The sequence below is a fragment of the Vibrio sp. OY15 genome, from assembly GCF_000742455.1.
In the GTDB taxonomy this organism is placed as follows: domain Bacteria; phylum Pseudomonadota; class Gammaproteobacteria; order Enterobacterales; family Vibrionaceae; genus Vibrio; species Vibrio alginolyticus.
Genome location: NZ_JPIL01000001.1, coordinates 276,661 through 294,774, shown reverse-complemented (window position 1 = coordinate 294,774; position 18,114 = coordinate 276,661). Strand labels below are relative to the sequence as shown.

General features: G+C 43.3%; 15 protein-coding genes. 8 read left to right on the top strand and 7 right to left on the bottom strand.

From position 1 onward, the window contains the following. Positions 1-272 precede the first annotated feature (272 nt). Positions 273-821 carry a hypothetical protein gene (locus IJ23_RS01295; protein ID WP_005378006.1) on the top strand — a complete coding sequence of 183 codons (549 nt, stop codon included), beginning with the start codon at positions 273-275 and terminating at the stop codon, positions 819-821. Positions 822-1,014: 193 nt separating this feature from the next. Here the strand turns inward: IJ23_RS01295 and IJ23_RS01290 are convergent, their stop codons facing one another. Next, positions 1,015-1,602, bottom strand: coding sequence for a TfoX/Sxy family DNA transformation protein (locus tag IJ23_RS01290; RefSeq protein WP_005378007.1), 588 nt, complete (start codon positions 1,600-1,602; stop codon positions 1,015-1,017). Positions 1,603-1,971: 369 nt separating this feature from the next. On the opposite strand from IJ23_RS01290, the gene IJ23_RS01285 reads away from it, so the two are divergent. The 5 genes from IJ23_RS01285 to IJ23_RS01265 all read left to right on the top strand — a co-directional run bounded on the left by IJ23_RS01285 (position 1,972) and on the right by IJ23_RS01265 (position 7,689). Beyond that, positions 1,972-2,892 (top strand): HDOD domain-containing protein, encoded by a 921-nt coding sequence (locus IJ23_RS01285; protein ID WP_025766846.1) that lies wholly within the window; start codon positions 1,972-1,974, stop codon positions 2,890-2,892. Between the two features lie 146 nt (positions 2,893-3,038). After that, on the top strand, positions 3,039-3,944 hold the full coding sequence (locus tag IJ23_RS01280; RefSeq protein ID WP_033905125.1) for a lysine exporter LysO family protein: 906 nt from the start codon (positions 3,039-3,041) through the stop codon (positions 3,942-3,944). A gap of 208 nt (positions 3,945-4,152) precedes the next feature. Further along, on the top strand, positions 4,153-4,665 hold the full coding sequence (locus tag IJ23_RS01275) for a hypothetical protein (protein ID WP_017634875.1): 513 nt from the start codon (positions 4,153-4,155) through the stop codon (positions 4,663-4,665). Between the two features lie 211 nt (positions 4,666-4,876). Next, positions 4,877-6,523, top strand: coding sequence for a pyridoxal-dependent aspartate 1-decarboxylase PanP (panP, locus tag IJ23_RS01270; protein WP_033905124.1), 1,647 nt, complete (start codon positions 4,877-4,879; stop codon positions 6,521-6,523). A gap of 311 nt (positions 6,524-6,834) precedes the next feature. Further along, positions 6,835-7,689, top strand: a complete 855-nt coding sequence (locus IJ23_RS01265) for a MurR/RpiR family transcriptional regulator (protein ID WP_005378021.1) — start codon at positions 6,835-6,837, stop codon at positions 7,687-7,689. A 76-nt stretch (positions 7,690-7,765) separates the two neighbouring features. Here IJ23_RS01265 and IJ23_RS01260 read toward each other — a convergent pair whose 3' ends face one another. After that, entirely contained in the window at positions 7,766-9,010 is a 1,245-nt protein-coding gene (locus IJ23_RS01260; protein ID WP_017820842.1) for an iron-containing alcohol dehydrogenase, read from the bottom strand. Positions 9,011-9,387: 377 nt separating this feature from the next. On the opposite strand from IJ23_RS01260, the gene IJ23_RS01255 reads away from it, so the two are divergent. Both IJ23_RS01255 and IJ23_RS01250 read left to right on the top strand, forming a co-directional pair. After that, the gene (locus IJ23_RS01255; RefSeq protein ID WP_005378026.1) at positions 9,388-9,654 is read left to right on the top strand and encodes a GrxA family glutaredoxin; all 267 of its coding nucleotides are present in this window, start codon (positions 9,388-9,390) and stop codon (positions 9,652-9,654) included. A gap of 175 nt (positions 9,655-9,829) precedes the next feature. Beyond that, a complete protein-coding gene (locus tag IJ23_RS01250; protein ID WP_005378028.1) occupies positions 9,830-11,512 on the top strand; it encodes an aspartate:alanine antiporter in 1,683 nt (560 codons plus the stop codon). Positions 11,513-11,585: 73 nt separating this feature from the next. On the opposite strand, the gene fabV is transcribed toward IJ23_RS01250, so the two are convergent. The 5 genes from fabV to nhaA form a co-directional block, all read right to left on the bottom strand. Further along, positions 11,586-12,788, bottom strand: coding sequence for an enoyl-ACP reductase FabV (gene fabV, locus IJ23_RS01245; RefSeq protein WP_033905123.1), 1,203 nt, complete (start codon positions 12,786-12,788; stop codon positions 11,586-11,588). Between the two features lie 174 nt (positions 12,789-12,962). After that, positions 12,963-15,245: an acyl-CoA dehydrogenase gene (locus tag IJ23_RS01240; RefSeq protein WP_033905122.1), complete on the bottom strand. Its 2,283-nt coding sequence runs from the start codon at positions 15,243-15,245 to the stop codon at positions 12,963-12,965. 71 nt (positions 15,246-15,316) lie between these two features. Further along, positions 15,317-15,952, bottom strand: a complete 636-nt coding sequence (locus tag IJ23_RS01235; RefSeq protein ID WP_005378033.1) for a TetR/AcrR family transcriptional regulator — start codon at positions 15,950-15,952, stop codon at positions 15,317-15,319. A 130-nt stretch (positions 15,953-16,082) separates the two neighbouring features. After that, complete coding sequence (locus tag IJ23_RS01230) at positions 16,083-16,271, bottom strand: hypothetical protein (RefSeq protein WP_031781228.1); 189 nt, start codon at positions 16,269-16,271, stop codon at positions 16,083-16,085. Positions 16,272-16,669: 398 nt separating this feature from the next. Then, positions 16,670-17,821: a Na+/H+ antiporter NhaA gene (gene nhaA, locus IJ23_RS01225; RefSeq protein WP_005378034.1), complete on the bottom strand. Its 1,152-nt coding sequence runs from the start codon at positions 17,819-17,821 to the stop codon at positions 16,670-16,672. Positions 17,822-18,114 lie beyond the last annotated feature (293 nt).

Genomic DNA, 18,114 nt, shown 5'->3' with positions numbered 1-18,114 from the left:
TTGAACTCAACGATGCTCATTGCACCACCTAACCTCGCATAGTCGAATGAGGTTAGAAAAACATCGTTACTTGTCCGAGTGAAATTCTCGGACACTACGTATATGGCGTAGTTTTTGCTTAAACCAAGGAACTATTAAGTTAATTGACAAAACATCGACACATTTTTGTTGGTCGTGGACCTTCCTTTTTATTATGATGTCGGACAAATCAGATTACGGTTCAAGTGGTTGCTTGAATCCATGGAAATAATGAACAAGGTTTATCGTTAGTTATGCGTAAAACACTATTAGCCGCTGCCTTACTAGTGGCATCAAGCCATGCCCTAGCTGCAAACGATCGCAATGCGCCAGCAACTATGAGCAACTTTAGCTACGACTATTTCGAAGCACGTATTGGCGCAAGTCCTGTGACATTTGGTGCTGGATTCAGCAAATCAATTCACCCGAACGCGCATGTTATTGCTCGTATTGACTCTGAGTTTGAAAGTGATTTTGACTCAGCTGCAGGCTTTGGCTTCCATTCTCCGCTAAACAACTGGGCAGATCTTACTGGTGAAATGCTAATGCGCGTTGTGCAACCTTCGAATGAGAGCAGCACAGATGTTGGTATGGAGCTTAACTTAGGTGTTCGCCAATGGTTGGGCCCTCAATTAGAAGTAGGCGGCAAAGTCGGCTACGTTTCTATCGATAACGATGACGATTGGACTGGCTCTGCCTACGCTCGATTCCACTCAACAGAGCTTTTCTCTTTGGGTGCTGAAGCACGTATCAACGATTTTTACGGTGATCAGGTAATGTTCACTACGCGTTTTAAGTTTTAAGATTTGTGCTATAAGAAAAGGGCAAATTAAAAAAACAAAAACCGAGGTCTCTGCCTCGGTTTTTTTGTCTAATTTAATGACTAACTCAATGAAGTGGTAAAAAACTTCAACGTCCTTTTTCCGCTTTTCACACTTGCCTTTACGACCCGCTAACTCCATCGAAACGAGTCAATCATTGTGCGATCAGCTTCGCTTAGTCACACAGTGCCAATAACTGTTTTTTACGCGGCTCTTGGATCAGTTTCCAATGTACGCCATCAGTTGCACCAGCAAATTTCCACAGTAGCTTTACATCAACATCATTACCGTAAGCCGTTTTAACTTTGTTGAAGACTTTTACAGGTCCAAGTTCTAAAAAGGTTTCTACGTCATCAACACCGGCTTTCTTGACCATACGTTCAAGGGTTAGTTGCATGTTGGGTAAGTCTCTTAAGCGTCTACTGGCAGAGGACTTTTGATATTTCCGTTCCTTAATTGAGTATTCAATTGATTTCTGTACCAGTTCATCAAGCCCTACATATCCGGATTCGAATAAATCGGTTACATCATAATAATTTACGGTTGCCGTCGTCTGTTTTTTGACGTGCTTATACTTCTCACAGCTCAGTTGAGTAAACACTTCATCTAGCCCATTACCACCACGTAAGTAGCAGCAATCATTGCTGACAAGCGCAAACATAGCATCATCGGTGAATAAACCAATACCACCGAACATAGAACGTTTTTGGTACTCACTGAAGGTGCGTACATATTTAAAAAAAGCTTGGTCTGTCATGTCCATTGACCTCTTTAATCTGAATAAATTACCCCGATTAGCGATGTCACCAGATAAACAGCAGCTTATAGCGAATTATAAATGTCGATTTGTTGGCGATATTTTTGTGAGTTGTGCTCACCAACTTGCTTAATCATACTTAACGTTGAAAAATAAGTTAGGACATAGGTCACATATAAAAAAGTATAAATTCTGCATACGTGATTAGTTTCACATTTATTGTTTGTGTGGTGATATTTTTTTGACGCATAGCATGCCTAAAACGCGCCATCATTATGATCTCGCTGGCAATTACGGGCACATAATACGCATTTAATTGATAAAGAATACGCTGTAAGGGTACACTGTACGAAAGATCTCAAGTACAGCGTCACAATGGAACATTTATCATTTTTTTGGCTGCCAAATAATAAAGATAAGCTTATAAACGCACTGGAATCCGAGTTTGCTCAGCTGGTAGAACAGTCCATCTCCACGGGTAAGATTTCGTTACCTCCTATTCCTGATGTCGTGCTTAAAATTCAGCAGTTATGTGTCGAAGAACACACCACGATTGCCGATGTTGCTAACTGTTTATTGGAAGATCCCGGATTAGCAGCGGTCGTTTTACGAGTCGCTAACTCGGTGATTTTCAATCGCAGAAATATCACCTGCAACGACTTAACTACAGCGGTATCTCGTCTCGGAATACTTCGTGTACGTGATATTGTTACCGCACAAGCGATTGAGCAACTTAAACACTCAGTTAATCTCACTAAAGAATGCAATGCCATCTTGGTGAAGAGTGCCGCGATATCGCGTGAGCTCGGTGCCGTCATGGTGATGTTGGTTCAATCGTTTCGTAGCCACGAGCCAGGCACTTATGGCCATCTAGAGCAAGAAAAGGCGTTATTGGTCGGTCTATTAGCCGATATTGGGTTATTTTGCCTAATTAATGAGTACCACTTGTACTTAGATAGGGGCAATTACTTAGACCCAGATATTGCATTGCAAATCTTCCAAACACGTTGTTCTGCCACAAGTAAACTAGTGCTTGAGCGTTGGGGATTTGACAACGACTTCAGAGAAGTATCCTCAAACGAAAAATACGAATTAACGCGACCAGAAGTGAGTTATCTCGACATCGCTAGAATTGCGCATCATTTATTGATGTTTCGCAATCACGATGAACGCATTGACGAACACGAAGTTGAATTCAACTTAACTGGTGCAGAAGTCTTGTATGAACTTAGTAACATGAGTGATACTGACTTCAATGATCAAATCCGTGCTGTACTCAATGCTAGCGGTTTGTAATTTATCGCTTTCTGATAATACCTTATCCGTGATAAAACGATTCGCTCAAGGCTGAGCTGTGTGTGGTGAAATATCTCTAATTTCAACCGATAGATAATTTGATTTATGCGTGTTGATGTTATCTCAAAAAGGAATCATTGAGCTTTATGTTTTCAGGGATGCTATTTATTTTCGCTCCGCTTGTGGTGGGGTATCTAATTCCTATATCTCGATCTTCGTTATTGGAGAAGATCAATCAGTCAACGTCCTACCTTATTTACGTCATTTTGTCGTTGATGGGTCTTAGTTTGGCGGCGCTCGATAATTTAAGCAGCAACTTACAAAGTATTCTCCTCTATGCGAGTACGTTTTTTTTGTGTCTAAGTGCCTGCAACCTGTTGGCTCTGCCTATTATTGATAAAATTGTTCCACTCCAGACCAATCAAAATCAAAAGAAGCTACCGTTATCTTCGATGGCTTTAGAGTCTGTTAAGCTTATCGTGGTCGTTGGCGGCGGGTTAGTGGTTGGCCTGCTGTTACCCATTGATTTGAGTTGGGTAGATACAGCAAGCGAATGGATACTCTTTCTACTTCTATTTTTTATTGGTATTCAGCTGCGCAATAGTGGACTTACTCTGCGTCAAATCCTATTAAATAAACAAGGAATGGCTATTGCGGCTGTTGTCATCGCAACATGTATGCTTGGTGGCGTTCTTGCAGCGGTGCTTTTGGATCTTCCTCTTTATCAAGCACTCGCAATGGCTTCAGGTTTTGGCTGGTATTCACTCGCAGGTATTTTAATGGGTGACGCTTTTGGTCCGGTATTTGGTGGCGCGTCGTTCTTGATTGAATTGATGAGAGAGCTAGTCGCACTGGTTGCCATTCCTCTCTTTATTCGTAGCTATCCGTGCACCGCAATTGGTTATGCCGGTGCAACAGCAATGGACTTCACCCTACCCGTTATTCAAACCACCGGTGGTGTGCGTTGTGTTCCTGTTGCTATCGTTAGCGGCTTTATTTTGAGTTTATTGGTACCAGTTATGATGCTTTTCTTTGTATCACTTGCTAGCTAGATCTCAGGTTTTCGCTTTAACATCCATTACAATACGGCAAAAATTTAAATACCCAGTTAACGTCAAAGTGGTCAATATTTTTTGGCAAGCCCCCTCTTTCTTTTCGTCATTCAGCTCAACGATTTGTCACGACCAAATAGAAAGAAGGGAGAAACATCAACTGATGTGCATTGCGTTAATAAAGGGATAACAACCAGAAGGAAGAAGAATGAAACGCTTTGTCGTTGCAGCGCTCCTCGCTACAAGCTCAACTTTTACGCTTGCCGCAGATCAACAATGTCTTGCTAGCAAATACGATGGCTACGTCGATGCCTCACTACAGTGGTATCAAGATCTTGTTGATTTGACGGTTACCCAATATCCAGATCTGAAAGAAGTTAGCCAATGGTTCTTGGATGGACGTAAACATCACTTTGAATTAAACCGCGAAGCGGTTCACTACTTTCTAGAGAACGACCCTAGCCGCGTTGCGACGGAACAGCCAATCGAAGCATGGTTAAAACTAGAGCAACATGACGTTAAGCAGTTAGCGACCCGAAGCGATAAGTTAGGTGAAGTTGCAAAACAGACATTTAGCGACCGTCAATCAACTAATCATCCAAAAAACTACGAGCTTCGTTCAGCATTCGCTGATCTGCTTAGTCATCCCCAACAAATTGATACCGCACTTAATAAGTACAATCAGTCAATAGAAAAGATTGAAAAGCAGAAATGTGACTAAGATTGCTCGCATTAGTCGTTGATTAGCATTCGATAACATCAGAGTGTTTTAACGTACTCAATCTAGAATTTTTTAATGTGAATATCGTCACCTTCACCTAAAATTTTCATTTCTACAACTTGGGTTTCAACAATTAAAACGGGACTTTGCGCCCGTTTTAGTTTAGATTGTGCCGCTCGCATTACCAAAATAACTACAAAGATTCTTTGCTATGGTTAAGGAACAAAAAACCGCTGATGTTAGCTTTGAGAGCTTGCTAAAGATCTTCACTGTCCCAGAAGGTCCGGACTCAACGTTAACTAAAATTGACGAGAGCCTCTCGCGAAATCTAAATCAATTTCTTCGTGAACACATCGTGGCAGAAGAAAAGCCTTTACGCGAAATCGAAAAAGACTTTTCTTCTGCTCAGATTCCTGAGCAGCCAGAGTTCGTGTCAGATCATACAGAGCACTTACTCGACACTTTGGTGTCGCACTCAGTTCACACATCTTCACCAAGCTTCATTGGTCATATGACATCGGCACTGCCTTATTTCTTGATGCCACTGTCAAAGATCATGATCGCCTTAAACCAAAACCTGGTAAAAATAGAGACTTCCAAAGCCTTTACGCCACTTGAGCGTCAAGTTTTGGGTATGCTGCATCGCTTGATATATGGTCAGAATGATACTTTTTACAATCAGTGGATGCACAGTGCAAACCACTCATTAGGCGCATTTTGTTCCGGCGGCACCATTGCCAATATCACTGCGCTTTGGGTAGCACGTAACAAAGCGTTAAGAGCCAATGGCTCATTTAAAGGCGTGGAAAAGGAAGGCCTTTTTAAAGCCATGAAGCACTATGGCTATGATGGCTTAGCGGTGCTAGTGTCTGAGCGTGGTCACTACTCCCTTAAGAAAGCGGCCGATGTATTAGGGCTAGGCCAAGAGGGCTTGGTTGCGGTTAAAACCGATACCAACAACCGTATTATTATCGACGACCTTAAAGCGAAAATTGTTGAGCTCGAAAAACAAAATATCAAGCCTATTGCTGTTATTGGTGTGGCTGGCACAACAGAGACAGGTAATGTTGATCCATTGCCTGAAATCGCTGAAGTCTGCCAAGCTCACGGCTGTCACTTCCATGTGGATGCCGCATGGGGTGGCGCAACACTGATGTCTAACCATCACCGTCATCTTCTTAAAGGTGTGGAAATGGCAGACTCAGTAACTATTGATGCACACAAGCAGCTCTATATCCCGATGGGCGCTGGTATGGTTCTGTTCAAAGACCCTGACGCAATGAAATCCATAGAGCATCACGCTCAATATATATTGCGAAAAGGTTCAAAAGACCTTGGCAGCCATACATTAGAAGGCTCACGTTCGGGCATGGCGATGTTGGTCTACGCCGCAATGCACATCATAAGTCGCCCAGGTTACGAGCTTCTGATTGACCAAAGCATTGAAAAAGCTCGATACTTTGCGGATTTAATCAAACAGCAAGATGATTTCGAGTTAGTTTCTGAACCAGAGCTTTGTCTGCTCACATACCGTTATTTGCCGCCATTCATCCGTGAAGCATTAGCACAAGCAGAAGGCTCACAAAAAGAACAACTGAATGAGCTGATCAATGAGTTAACACAGTTTATTCAAAAGCGTCAGCGCGAAACGGGCAAATCGTTCGTTTCACGTACAAGACTGAACCCAGACCAATGGCAACGCATGAATACGATAGTGTTTAGAGTGGTTTTGGCAAATCCACTGACCACAAAAGAAATTTTGAGCTCAGTGCTTGATGAACAACGCGAAATCGCCAAGCAAGCACCAAATTTGATGAAAAGAATTCAACAGCTGGTTGTCGATATTCAATCGTCTTAACAGCCAGATCGAGTTACATCAATTTGAAATTTTTTTTCGTTTTGATGTAACTCAAACATCATTATCGTGCGACTAGCGCAACAAAACTTCGTTTACACATCCAATTCTGTAGTTTTTACAACATTTTGTTTGAGGCCTGTCAAATTCTCACTAAATAGTACCCGTTATTGGTTTAGACTGATTGAAGATCAGGTTTATACTGATTCTATGGCGCTGGTTGTTTTCGTTAACGCCCCACTCTACTCCGGAATCTTCGTGTTTCCTTTCGTTAGCAGAGCCAGCGAGTTGTTCTCTATACCCTCGTGAACACTATGAATACATTAGAAAAAATTCAAAAAAACCTGGAGAATTTCAGTAAGTCAGAGCGCAAAGTTGCGGAAGTAATTATGGCGTCTCCACAAACTGCAATTCATTCAAGCATTGCAACGCTGGCTAAAATGGCCGACGTTAGTGAGCCCACTGTAAACCGCTTCTGTCGTCGTCTGGACACCAAGGGCTTTCCAGATTTTAAGCTTCACTTGGCACAGAGCCTAGCCAACGGCACCCCTTACGTTAACCGTAATGTGGAAGAAGACGATGGCCCAGACGCGTACACCCATAAGATTTTCGAATCGACGATGGCGTGTTTAGATGTCGCGAAAAATAGCCTAGATCCAATGCAAGTGAACCGTGCGGTCGATTTGCTAACGCAAGCGAAGCGCATTTCATTCTTTGGCCTTGGTGCATCATCTTCTGTTGCCCGAGACGCACAAAACAAGTTTATTCGCTTTAATATTCCAATTACTTGTTTTGAAGATATTGTTATGCAGCGCATGAGTTGTATCAACTGCAGTGATAATGATGTTGTGGTTCTTATTTCTCATACCGGTCGAACAAAGAGTCAGGTAGAAATAGCGAACCTTGCTCGTGAAAATGGCGCAACGGTTATTGCGATTACAGCGAAGGATTCTCCTCTAGAAAAGGCAAGCTCGCTGGCCATCACGCTCGATATTCCAGAAGATACCGACGTTTACATGCCAATGGCAAGCCGAGTTGTACAAATGACAGTGATTGATGTGCTAGCAACTGGCTTCACTCTTCGCCGTGGTACAGGTTTCCGTGAGAACCTAAAACGCGTAAAAGATGCGTTGAAAGACAGTCGCTATGACAAATTAAGCCAGTACTAAGCACTAAAGCTTAGTCAATACTTTATCTAGGGGAGCTCAAGGCTCCCCTTTTGTTTTAATGCTGCTAAGGGAGCAATCACCCTAAGTCGTTGACACTCGATAAGTCCGTTCTTGATTCCAGTACTTCAACAGAACTGACATGTTGTGCACTCTCAGCTGCGCACTCTCCGCTACAATCACAGACTTGCTGCAATATGTGTATCAAACGTTCCTGATTAAGAGGTAAAGGATTCCCTTTGATTGCCATTGATTTAAGCGCATCATTCGCCACTTGCTCAAAAGAGGTTTGGCATACTCCAAATTGAGCCAGTAGCGGTAACGCTAACTTATCTAGCACCATATTTACCCAAAGAATTCCATCGTGTTCGTTAGCATTTACTCGCTCAGTGACTAATTGGGCCAGCTTGCGATAACGACTTATCACATCATTCCTACCCGCGAGTTTAGCGGCGTTAATGTTCTCCTGCATCACGTGCGGAGCTAGGCGAGCCGTAATAACGCTATGGGGGGCGTCTAACTTGCCTCCTAACGCCGATGCTAACCCATGAGCGGCACCTAATTTGGCATTAGTAATCGCCATACCACCAAGCAATGCAGCGAACGATAAATCAGAGCGCGCCTTATGATTATCTTGCTTACAAGCGGCAATCACTGAACGGCTTAAACGGCGTAGCCCCTCTTCGCAGACCATATCAGTAAGAGGGTTTGGCTCACCACACACATACGCTTCCATTAAATGAGTGAACGCATCCATTGCGCCACGTCCAGATGTGTATTGGTCGGTCCCGTAAGTAAGTGTCGGGTCTACAATGGCAACGTCTGCGAGCATATCAGGGCTTCGAAGACTCACTTTCACTTTATCTTGTCCAGATTTCAGCACAGCATTTCTGGTCACTTCTGAACCGGTGCTTGCTGTCGTAGGAATTGCAATAAAATGAAGAGGCTTTGCTTTTAAAGGGACGCTTCTTCCTACCACTTCTACGTAATCGTAAACATTGCCTTGATTGGGAATAATGGCAGCTAAGGCTTTGCCCATATCGATGACGCTGCCACCACCTATCGCAACCACCATATCAGGTTGGAATTTTCTACCGAGCACTGCGGTCTCTTCTACCATCGTGATGTATGGTTCTCCAACGATAGCTACGTGCTGGTAACGCATATTTTGAGCTTTAAGATATTGGATAATGGGGGCGGCTCGTTGGGTATCCTGCCCAGTAACCAGCAAAACACTGTAGCCAAATTGGTTAATAACGGATAATGAAGATTGAAGTGCACCTTCACCAAATATAATCCTTGTTGCAGTCATAAACTGAAACATACACACCCTCCCAAAAGAATATACCCAAATAACCTCTCGCCCTCTGATTTAACGCTTATGTAAGAGTTGAAGTTATTTGCGTATAGCCAAAATAGATTGCTATTTTTTTAAACAAAAAAAATTGACCAATTCCACCTTGCCATCATTAACCCTTTAGAATGTATGTTTTTTATGCGTCACTTCACATACTTCAGAGCCGTAAAATAAGCACGTGCGTTTAGTTTTTATTCGATAGATTTCACCTATAGAACCAAGAGGTAATTGCCGCTTTATTTCCGTATCTGGATCGGGCATAGTTACTCCAGCAAAAGAAAGCGCACTCAGCCGCTATGTTTTGTACGCTTTCAAAAAAGAATAGATTTAGGAGAAATAAGATTATGTTCGTTGTTATCTTTGGTCGCCCTGCATGTCCTTTCTGTGTTCGTGCAAAAGAGCACGCAGAAACGCTAAAAGCAAAACGTGATGACTTCAACTACCGTTACGTTGATATTCACGCTGAAGGTATTTCTAAAGCAGATCTTGAGAAAACAGTTGGTAAACCAGTTGAAACCGTTCCTCAGATCTTTATCGACCAAGAGCACATCGGTGGCTGCGACGAGTTCGAAGCATACGCGAAAGAGCACCTAGGTCTATTTGACGAGTAATAAAGACTGTTTTCAAAAAAGCCGCTTCATGCGGCTTTTTTATTATTTTTCAGCTGGTTATTACGTTAAGTCAACTAATGGTAAAACCTAAAAAAATTCACTTATCTTTTTGCTATATTTAGTTACAATTCACAGTTCTTAATCTTTTTTGGCACACACTCTACCGAGCCACACAGTGAACATAGACGTCGTATACCTTCTCGAGCAAAACCCTATCCTTCTAATCTTCGTCGTATTAGCCATTGGCCTTGCCATCGGAAAAATTCGATTTGGCAAATTACAATTAGGCAACTCTATTGGCGTTCTTATTACCTCTTTGGTAATGGGCCACCTTGGTTTCTCATTTAATGCAGAAGCTTTAACCATTGGCTTTATGCTGTTTATCTACTGCGTTGGCATTGAAGCTGGACCAAACTTTTTTGGTATATTCTTCAGAGATGGTAAGCATTATTTTATTTTAAGCATGACTGTTCTCGTGTCTGCGGTCAGCTTAACGTATGGCTTGAGTCACTATTTCGGCCTCGATTTTGGCTTATCCGCCGGTATGATGGCAGGCGCATTGACCGCAACGCCAGTACTGGTTGGTGCACAAGATGCTCTTAACTCTGGCCTTGCGACTATACCGCGGAATATGGAATTTTCTCTGGTATTAGAAAATCTATCCGTAGGCTACGCGATGGCTTATCTGGTCGGCTTAATTAGCATGATCATGTTTGCTAAATTGTTGCCAAAACTGCAAAAACAAAACCTTTCTGATTCCGCGCAGCAAATCGCACAAGAGCGTGGCCTTGGAAATTCAAGCCAGAGAAAAGTGTATTTACCCATTATTCGAGCTTACCGAGTGGGCCCAGAGCTAATTGACTGGACTGATGGTAAAAACTTACGAGAACTGGGTATTTATCGTCAAACTGGCTGTTACATTGAACGAATCCGCCGAAATGGTATTCTCGCCCACCCAGATGGTGATGCTATCTTGCAAGAGGGAGATGAAATTGCACTGGTTGGCTTCCCTGACAGCCATGCTCGCTTAGACCCTAGCTTCCGTAATGGTAAAGAAGTATTCGACCGTAACTTGCTTGATTTGCGCATCGTTGAAGAAGAAATCGTCGTAAAAAGTGACGCTATCGCTGGTAAGCGTTTATCGGATTTGAATTTGTCTGAGTTTGGCTGTTTCTTAAACCGCGTAGTTCGCGCTCAGATTGAAATGCCTATGGACTTAGACATTGTGCTCGCTAAAGGTGACGTCCTTCAAGTGAGCGGCGAGAAAAGCCGAGTACATGGACTGGCGGAAAAAATCGGCTTCATCTCGATCCACAGTCAAATGGCCGATTTGCTCGCTTTTTGTAGCTTCTTTATTTTGGGTATTCTGTTTGGCCTCATCACAATGACGTTCGGTCAGGTGTCTTTCAGTTTGGGTAATGCGGTGGGTCTTCTGTTGTCCGGTATTACGCTTGGTTTCTTACGAGCAAATCACCCTACTTTCGGTTATGTCCCACAAGGGGCGCTGAATATGGTCAAAGATCTAGGGTTAATGTTCTTTATGGTGGGAATTGGTCTAAGTGCAGGTGGAAAGATGTTCGAGCACCTAACGCAAGTAGGACCAAAAGTCATTGGTTTGGCATTTATTGTCAGTGTTGTGCCTGTGGTTCTGGCTTACTTAGTTGGCGCACACGTACTCAAGATGAACCGTGCCCTGCTCTTCGGTGCCATTATTGGCGCCCGTACTTGCGCTCCAGCTATGGATGTCGTTAACGACTACGCTAAGTCCACCATCCCAGCCCTTGGTTATGCGGGTACCTATGCGATTGCGAATATTTTAATGACGCTAGCTGGTACGATACTGATAATACTAAGTTAATACTCACTTTGGCTATGAAATACAAAAAGGCGCTCAATGAGCGCCTTTTGTTTATTGGTTATCTAGTCTGTGATTAGATTTGAATGAAGTCTGCTTCAACTGCTGGATTCACATCCGCTTCGTAATCTACGCCTTCAACGCCGAAACCAAATAGTTTCAAGAACTCTTCTTTGTACTCAACGTAGTCAGTCAGCTCTTTTAGGTTCTCAGTCGTAATTTGAGGCCATAGCTCACGACAGTGCTGCTGAATGTCGTCACGAAGTTCCCAGTCATCCAGACGTAGGCGGTTCATCTCATCAACTTCTGCCGCGCTACCGTCTTCTTTGTATAAACGTTGGCTGAACATACGGTAGATTTGTTCCATACAGCCTTCGTGTACACCTTCTTCGCGCATTTTCTTGAATACCATTGCGATGTACAGTGGCATAACAGGAATTGCAGAACTCGCCTGAGTTACAACAGATTTAAGTACCGCAACATTGGCACTGCCGCCTGTTGCTGCTAACTTGTCGTTTAGCGCTTTCGCTGCACGGTCTAGGTCCATTTTTGCTTTACCTAGTGCACCATCCCAATAAATTGGCCAAGTTAGCTCAGTACCAATGTAGCTGTACGCGACGGTCTTACAACCTTCAGCAAGAACACCAGCATCAGACAACGCATTGATCCAAAGTTCCCAATCTTCACCGCCCATTACCGTGACAGTGTCTTTGATTTCTTCTTCTGTTGCAGGCTCAACGCTAGCTTCGATGATCACATCTTTGTTGGTATCAACAGCCGTTGATGTGTAAGTTTCACCGATAGGTTTAAGAGATGAACGAACTAATTCACCAGTTTCTGGCATTTTACGTACTGGAGATGCCAGTGAGTAAACCACCATATCGATGTGACCTAAGTCTTCTTTGATCAGCTCGATAGTTTTCTGTTTCGCTTCATTTGAGAAAGCGTCGCCGTTTAAGCTTTTTGCGTACAGACCTTCTTCACGCGCTAGCTTTTCAAAAGCAGCGGCATTGTAAAAACCTGCTGTACCTGGCTTCTTCTCAGTACCTTCTTTTTCGAAGAAAACACCGATAGTTGATGCACCGCCACCAAATGCCGCCGCGATACGAGAAGATAGACCGTAGCCACTTGATGCACCAACAACAAGAACACGCTTAGGTGCGTTTTTGATTGGACCTTGCGCTTTGGTGTACGCAATTTGTTCTTTTACGTTAGCTTCACAACCAACAGGGTGCGTTGTAGTACAGATAAATCCACGAATTCTAGGTTTGATGATCATATTCAACTTCCTTTAAAAAACCTTGTTAGGATAAAAGTTTCGTTGGGATTTCGCATCTAATTTCTGTAAAAATGCTCTTAAAAGGCAAGTGGTTGGAGCACTATCCCACCATCCACTCCCCAAGAATACAAAAAAGCACCTCATTGAGGTGCTTTTCTTAACATTAGTTGTCTATTATGCCGCCGGATTCAACTGCGACTTTTTTGGGCTATGAGTTCGCACTTCAGAAAAGTCATGACTAAAGTGGTCAACTTGAATCGCCTTGTAGCGCAATTTATCTGCAGCCATGATTTGATCAATTTCTTGCTCAGTTAACACGCCTGCTTCAAATGCTTGCTGCAAACGGTCATGCAGCAGACCTTTACGAGCCACTTTACCATCCTTCGCAGCCTTCATAAGTTTACGCTCCAAAGGTTTAATGTCGTACATTGCAAGGAATGCATTCTCCATTAAGCCTACGCTGTCATCCTCTGATTTTCCGATGTAACAAAGATGCGTAAGTCGATCACGTTGCGCACCTGGCGTCATCATCGCTTCAGCCAAATTCACACACAGCTCATCACTCGGCTTATTGAAATGATTACCAAGCGGGAACAATAGCCCCTTAAGCACACCGCCAACGTATTTCACAGGGAAGTTGGTGTAAGCCTCATTTAATGACTTAGAAGTGTTATACAAACAGTGTTGAACAGCGTAATGAACGAAGTCTAGATCGCCTTGTTGACGGCCTTCATCTTCATACTTTTTCAAGGCAGCAGATGCCATATATAGATAGCTTAATCCATCACCCAAACGTGCGGAGATCATTTCTTTACGCTTCAAGTCTCCACCTAAGGTTAACATCGCAAAGTCTGCACTTACTGCAAATGCACGACTGAGACGAGTAATGTCTTTGTAGTATTGCTGCGTTGGGCCACTCATGTGCGCGTTAACAAATCGAGAACCAGTTAGTGCTGCACCAAATGCACCGAATGTATTACCGAGAGCGTGCTTGATGTGTTTAAAGAGTAAGTTGTCAAATTCTTTCGCACCTTGTTCAGAATCTGGATTCGCCGCAGCTTCCATTTCTTTTAGAACATATGGGTGACATCGAGTCGCACCTTGACCAAAAATCATCAGGTTACGAGTCAGAATATTCGCGCCTTCAACAGTGATAGCAACCGGGATACCAAGGTAATGTTTAGCAAGATAGTTCATTGGACCATCTTGAATCGCACGACCCGCATGGATATCAAACGAATCATTTAGAATGGTACGCGCGATTTCCGTCATGTGGTACTTGGCAATCGCGGTTACAATCCCAGGTTTTTCTTTCATATCGAGAGAAGTCGTCGTTAGCGTACGCGTCGCTTCTAGTAGGTAAGTAAGACCACCAATGCGCCCCATTGCTTCTGCAACACCTTCAAACTTACCGATCGACATTCCAAACTGTTTACGCACGTAAGCATAAGCACCTGTTGTACGTGTAGTAAGGTGACCAATCGCTGTGCCAAGCGCTGGGAGAGAGATACCGCGACCAGCAGAAAGACACTCAACCAGCATACGCCAACCTTTACCTGCATAATCAGCGCCACCGATCAACCAGTCCATAGGGATGAAGACATCTTCACCACGAGTAGGACCATTCATAAACGCAGACCCCAGAGGATCATGGCGTTCGCCTATCTCGACACCTTCATGGTCAGCGGGAATCAACGCACATGTAATGCCAACCTCTTTCTTGTCACCAAGTAGCCCTTCAGGATCCTGCAGTTTAAATGCTAACCCGAGCACTGTCGCAACTGGCGCAAGCGTGATGTAGCGTTTATTCCAACTAACTCGCACGCCAAGCACTTCTTTGCCTTCATGGGTGCCGTAACAAACCACGCCTTGATCAGGTATGCCACCCGCATCAGAACCCGCTTCAGGGCCAGTTAGGGCGAAACAAGGGATGTCTGTACCATCAGCTAAACGAGGCAACCAGTAATCTTTTTGCTCTTGCGTACCATAGTGCGATAGCAGCTCACCAGGACCAAGAGAGTTCGGTACCATTACCGATACCGCGGTACTGATACTTCGAGTCGCAATACGAGAAACAATGGTTGAGTTCGCCAAAGCGGAAAATTCACGACCACCATATGCTTTCGAGATGATCAAAGAGAAAAATCGCTCTTTACGTAGGTACTCCCATACTTCAGGCGGTAAATCCCTGTCTTCTTTGACAATCTTCTGGTCATCAAGCATTTCTAGCAGGGTCTCAAGCTCATTATCCATAAATGACTGCTCTTCTGCCGTCAGTGTAGGCGTTGGATAATGATGCAATGTTGTAAAGTTTGGCTTGCCTGAGAATAGTTCGGCATCCCACCATACACTACCCGCTTCCATCGCCTCTTTCTCGGTGCTAGACAGAGGTGGCAATACTTTTTTGAACACTTTAAAAGCCGGGTCACTAATCCATTTTCTTCGTAGAGAGCTCATAGTTCAGATCCTTTTGTTCACGTAACCGCTCGGGGTATAATCTTATTATTGGTTTAACTTTCTTATTTGTCTTATGCCAACTGCTTTGCTGACATTCCTGCTGACAAATATGGAATCAGTAAATCGACGACAGATTTCACATCGACTTCCTTTTCAAACTTACTTTCTGCCAGCTCCGAAAGAGCTTGGCTTGAAGCCATCGTAAATACACAGGTTCCTAACGTGAAGTGCAGTCGCCAAAACAACTGTTCTTCACATAGTTCCGGGTTCGCCTTCATTATCGAGAAAGTGAAAAGGTTCAGTACCTCTTCGTATCTGGTGGTAATGAACCAGCGTAGATGACCTTGAACGTCTGTATAACCGCGGCCAATTAACAACATAAATAGCGCAGTACCATTTGGGCGTACATCATTTAATGTACGTAAAGGTAATCGCAATGACTCAAAGACATCGTCCATGTTGTAGCTATCGCGCGTGTTTAGCTCAATTAATGAAGTCTTAATGCTCGGCATTAGTGCTTCTAAATACCTATCTAAAACCGCTCTAACCAGCGTTTTTTTATCGCCAAAGTGATAGTTTACCGATGCTAAGTTAACGTTAGCTTTACCTGTTATCGTTCTTAGCGAAGTATCATTAAAGCCATGTTCAGCAAAGAGTCCTTCTGCGACATCGAGTATTTTTTCTTTTGTTGATGTTCTCGGGGCCATTTTAATCACTCGTATTAAACAACTGTTTGAAAATATACTCCCGAAACTTAAGATTAACAAATGATTAACATCACACTTTAACCAATTGGTCTGACCAGGCAGTAAAAGGTGTGATCTAATCTTTTGAAATTCAATCGAATACTCCAGTGAAGCTTGTCAGAAGGAAACGATCAAATTTCTCAGTCCAGCGCAATTGAAACGCTAACAATAGCCATGGCGGCTCGGAGTGAGCGACGAGAGTATGAAATACATCTTCGGTTCTAGGGAAGATAAAATTAGAAACACAGAAGTTAGTAACTTCGCCAAGTTGGTAATCCATCTCGATTTTTCTATTACTTTCGGATGTGTAAGAAGCTAGAAAGCATTAAGTAGAAATTTTTTGAAAAAAAATGGAACTGTTTGGAAAAGGCTCGGTCTGAATATACGTAACAGTTAGGGCATTTGAAGTTTCACTGGCCGTCAAACTTGTTTCCATCTAATTGTTACGTTGCTGCTTTTTTCTTATTAACTCCTATGTTTGTATCCGCCCAGTCAAATTTTCGGCTGGGCTTTTTTTCGCCTATAGATTTACCAAACGCCCCTTTCGGTGATTTGCCCCGACTCCATAAGCTAGACCTTAGTTGGTCACAAAAGTAACCACCCTGAAGTGGTTGATGTGCCAATCTGCAGACATAAAAAAGCCTCCCGAATGGGAGGCTTTACTAAACAGTGTGTATCTTACGCTTGCGCTTTCTTAGGCAAAGAAAAGTGCAGTAACGCGTAGCCAAGTAACGCGGCTGTCGTCGAGCCCATTAAGATACCTAGTCGAGCATAGGTATCAAACTCAGGGCTTACATTTCCAAACGCTAAAGAGGAAATGAATATAGACATTGTAAAACCGATACCACACAACACAGATACCGCAAAGATATGCTTGAAGTTAATGCCTTCCGGTAGCTTAGCTACACCCATTTTCACAGCAGCCCAACTAAAGGTGAAGATACCTAGAGGCTTACCAACCAGTAGCCCCAAAGCAATACCTAATGGCAGCATTGAAGTTAGGCCTGACATCGATACGCCTTCTAGCGAAATCCCCGCATTTGCAAATGCGAATAGAGGTAAGATACCAAATGCCACGTATGGATGAAGTGCATGCTCCATGTGCTTAAGTGGGGAATGTTCGCCCTGTTTACCCTTAAGAGGAATAGCAAAGCCGATCACTACGCCTGCAAGTGTTGCGTGAACACCAGATTTAAGTACCGCAAACCATAAGATCGCGCCGACTATCATGTATGGCGTCAGTTTCGTTACTTCCTTCGCATTCAACATGAACAGGACACCAGTCATGATGAAGCCAACAAGCAGCGCCATGCTAGAAAGATCACCTGTGTAAAACAGTGCAATAATAACAACCACGCCTAAATCGTCGATGATAGCGAGAGCTAACAAAAACACTTTAAGGCTTACTGGTACGCGCTTACCTAGTAGCGCCATGATACCTAGAGCAAATGCAATATCCGTCGCAGCTGGAATGGCCCAGCCAGAAACCGCCTCTGGGTCGTTAGCATTAAACGCAACGTAAATAAGAGCAGGGGCTAACATACCACCAACCGCTGCAATCGCAGGGAAAATTGCGGTTTCTTTTGATTTTAGCGCTCCTTCAAGTAGCTCTCGCTTCACTTCAAGGCCAATAAGTAAGAAGAAAACAGCCATTAGGCCGTCATTAATCCAGTGAGAAACTGACATACCGAATACATAAGTATGCAGTACAGATTGATAAGTTTCGCCCAGCGGTGAGTTAGCAATGGTCATCGCAATTGCCGCTGCAATTACGAGAAGAATACCACCTGCTGATTCCATTTTGAAAAAGTCACGAATGACATCGTTCATGGTTTCGTCCTTATATTTATTATCTTAATAAACGATTAACAAAGAGTGATAAGAGTGTATAGCTGTCGAAAACTTTAGAATAATCGCTTCTTCAGAGTATAAACTTCGGTTTTTTCGATGTTAAGTTTACTATACATCGTATTTTCCAACATAACACTCAATTTTGATCGGAGATCGTATTTGTTTTTGTCGCACCAAATATTTATCAAGATGATGAGAAAATCAGCATAACACGGCTTGTACCATCATGATAACCCCGTACTTTTGAGAAAAAGCCAGGAAGCTTCGCGCAC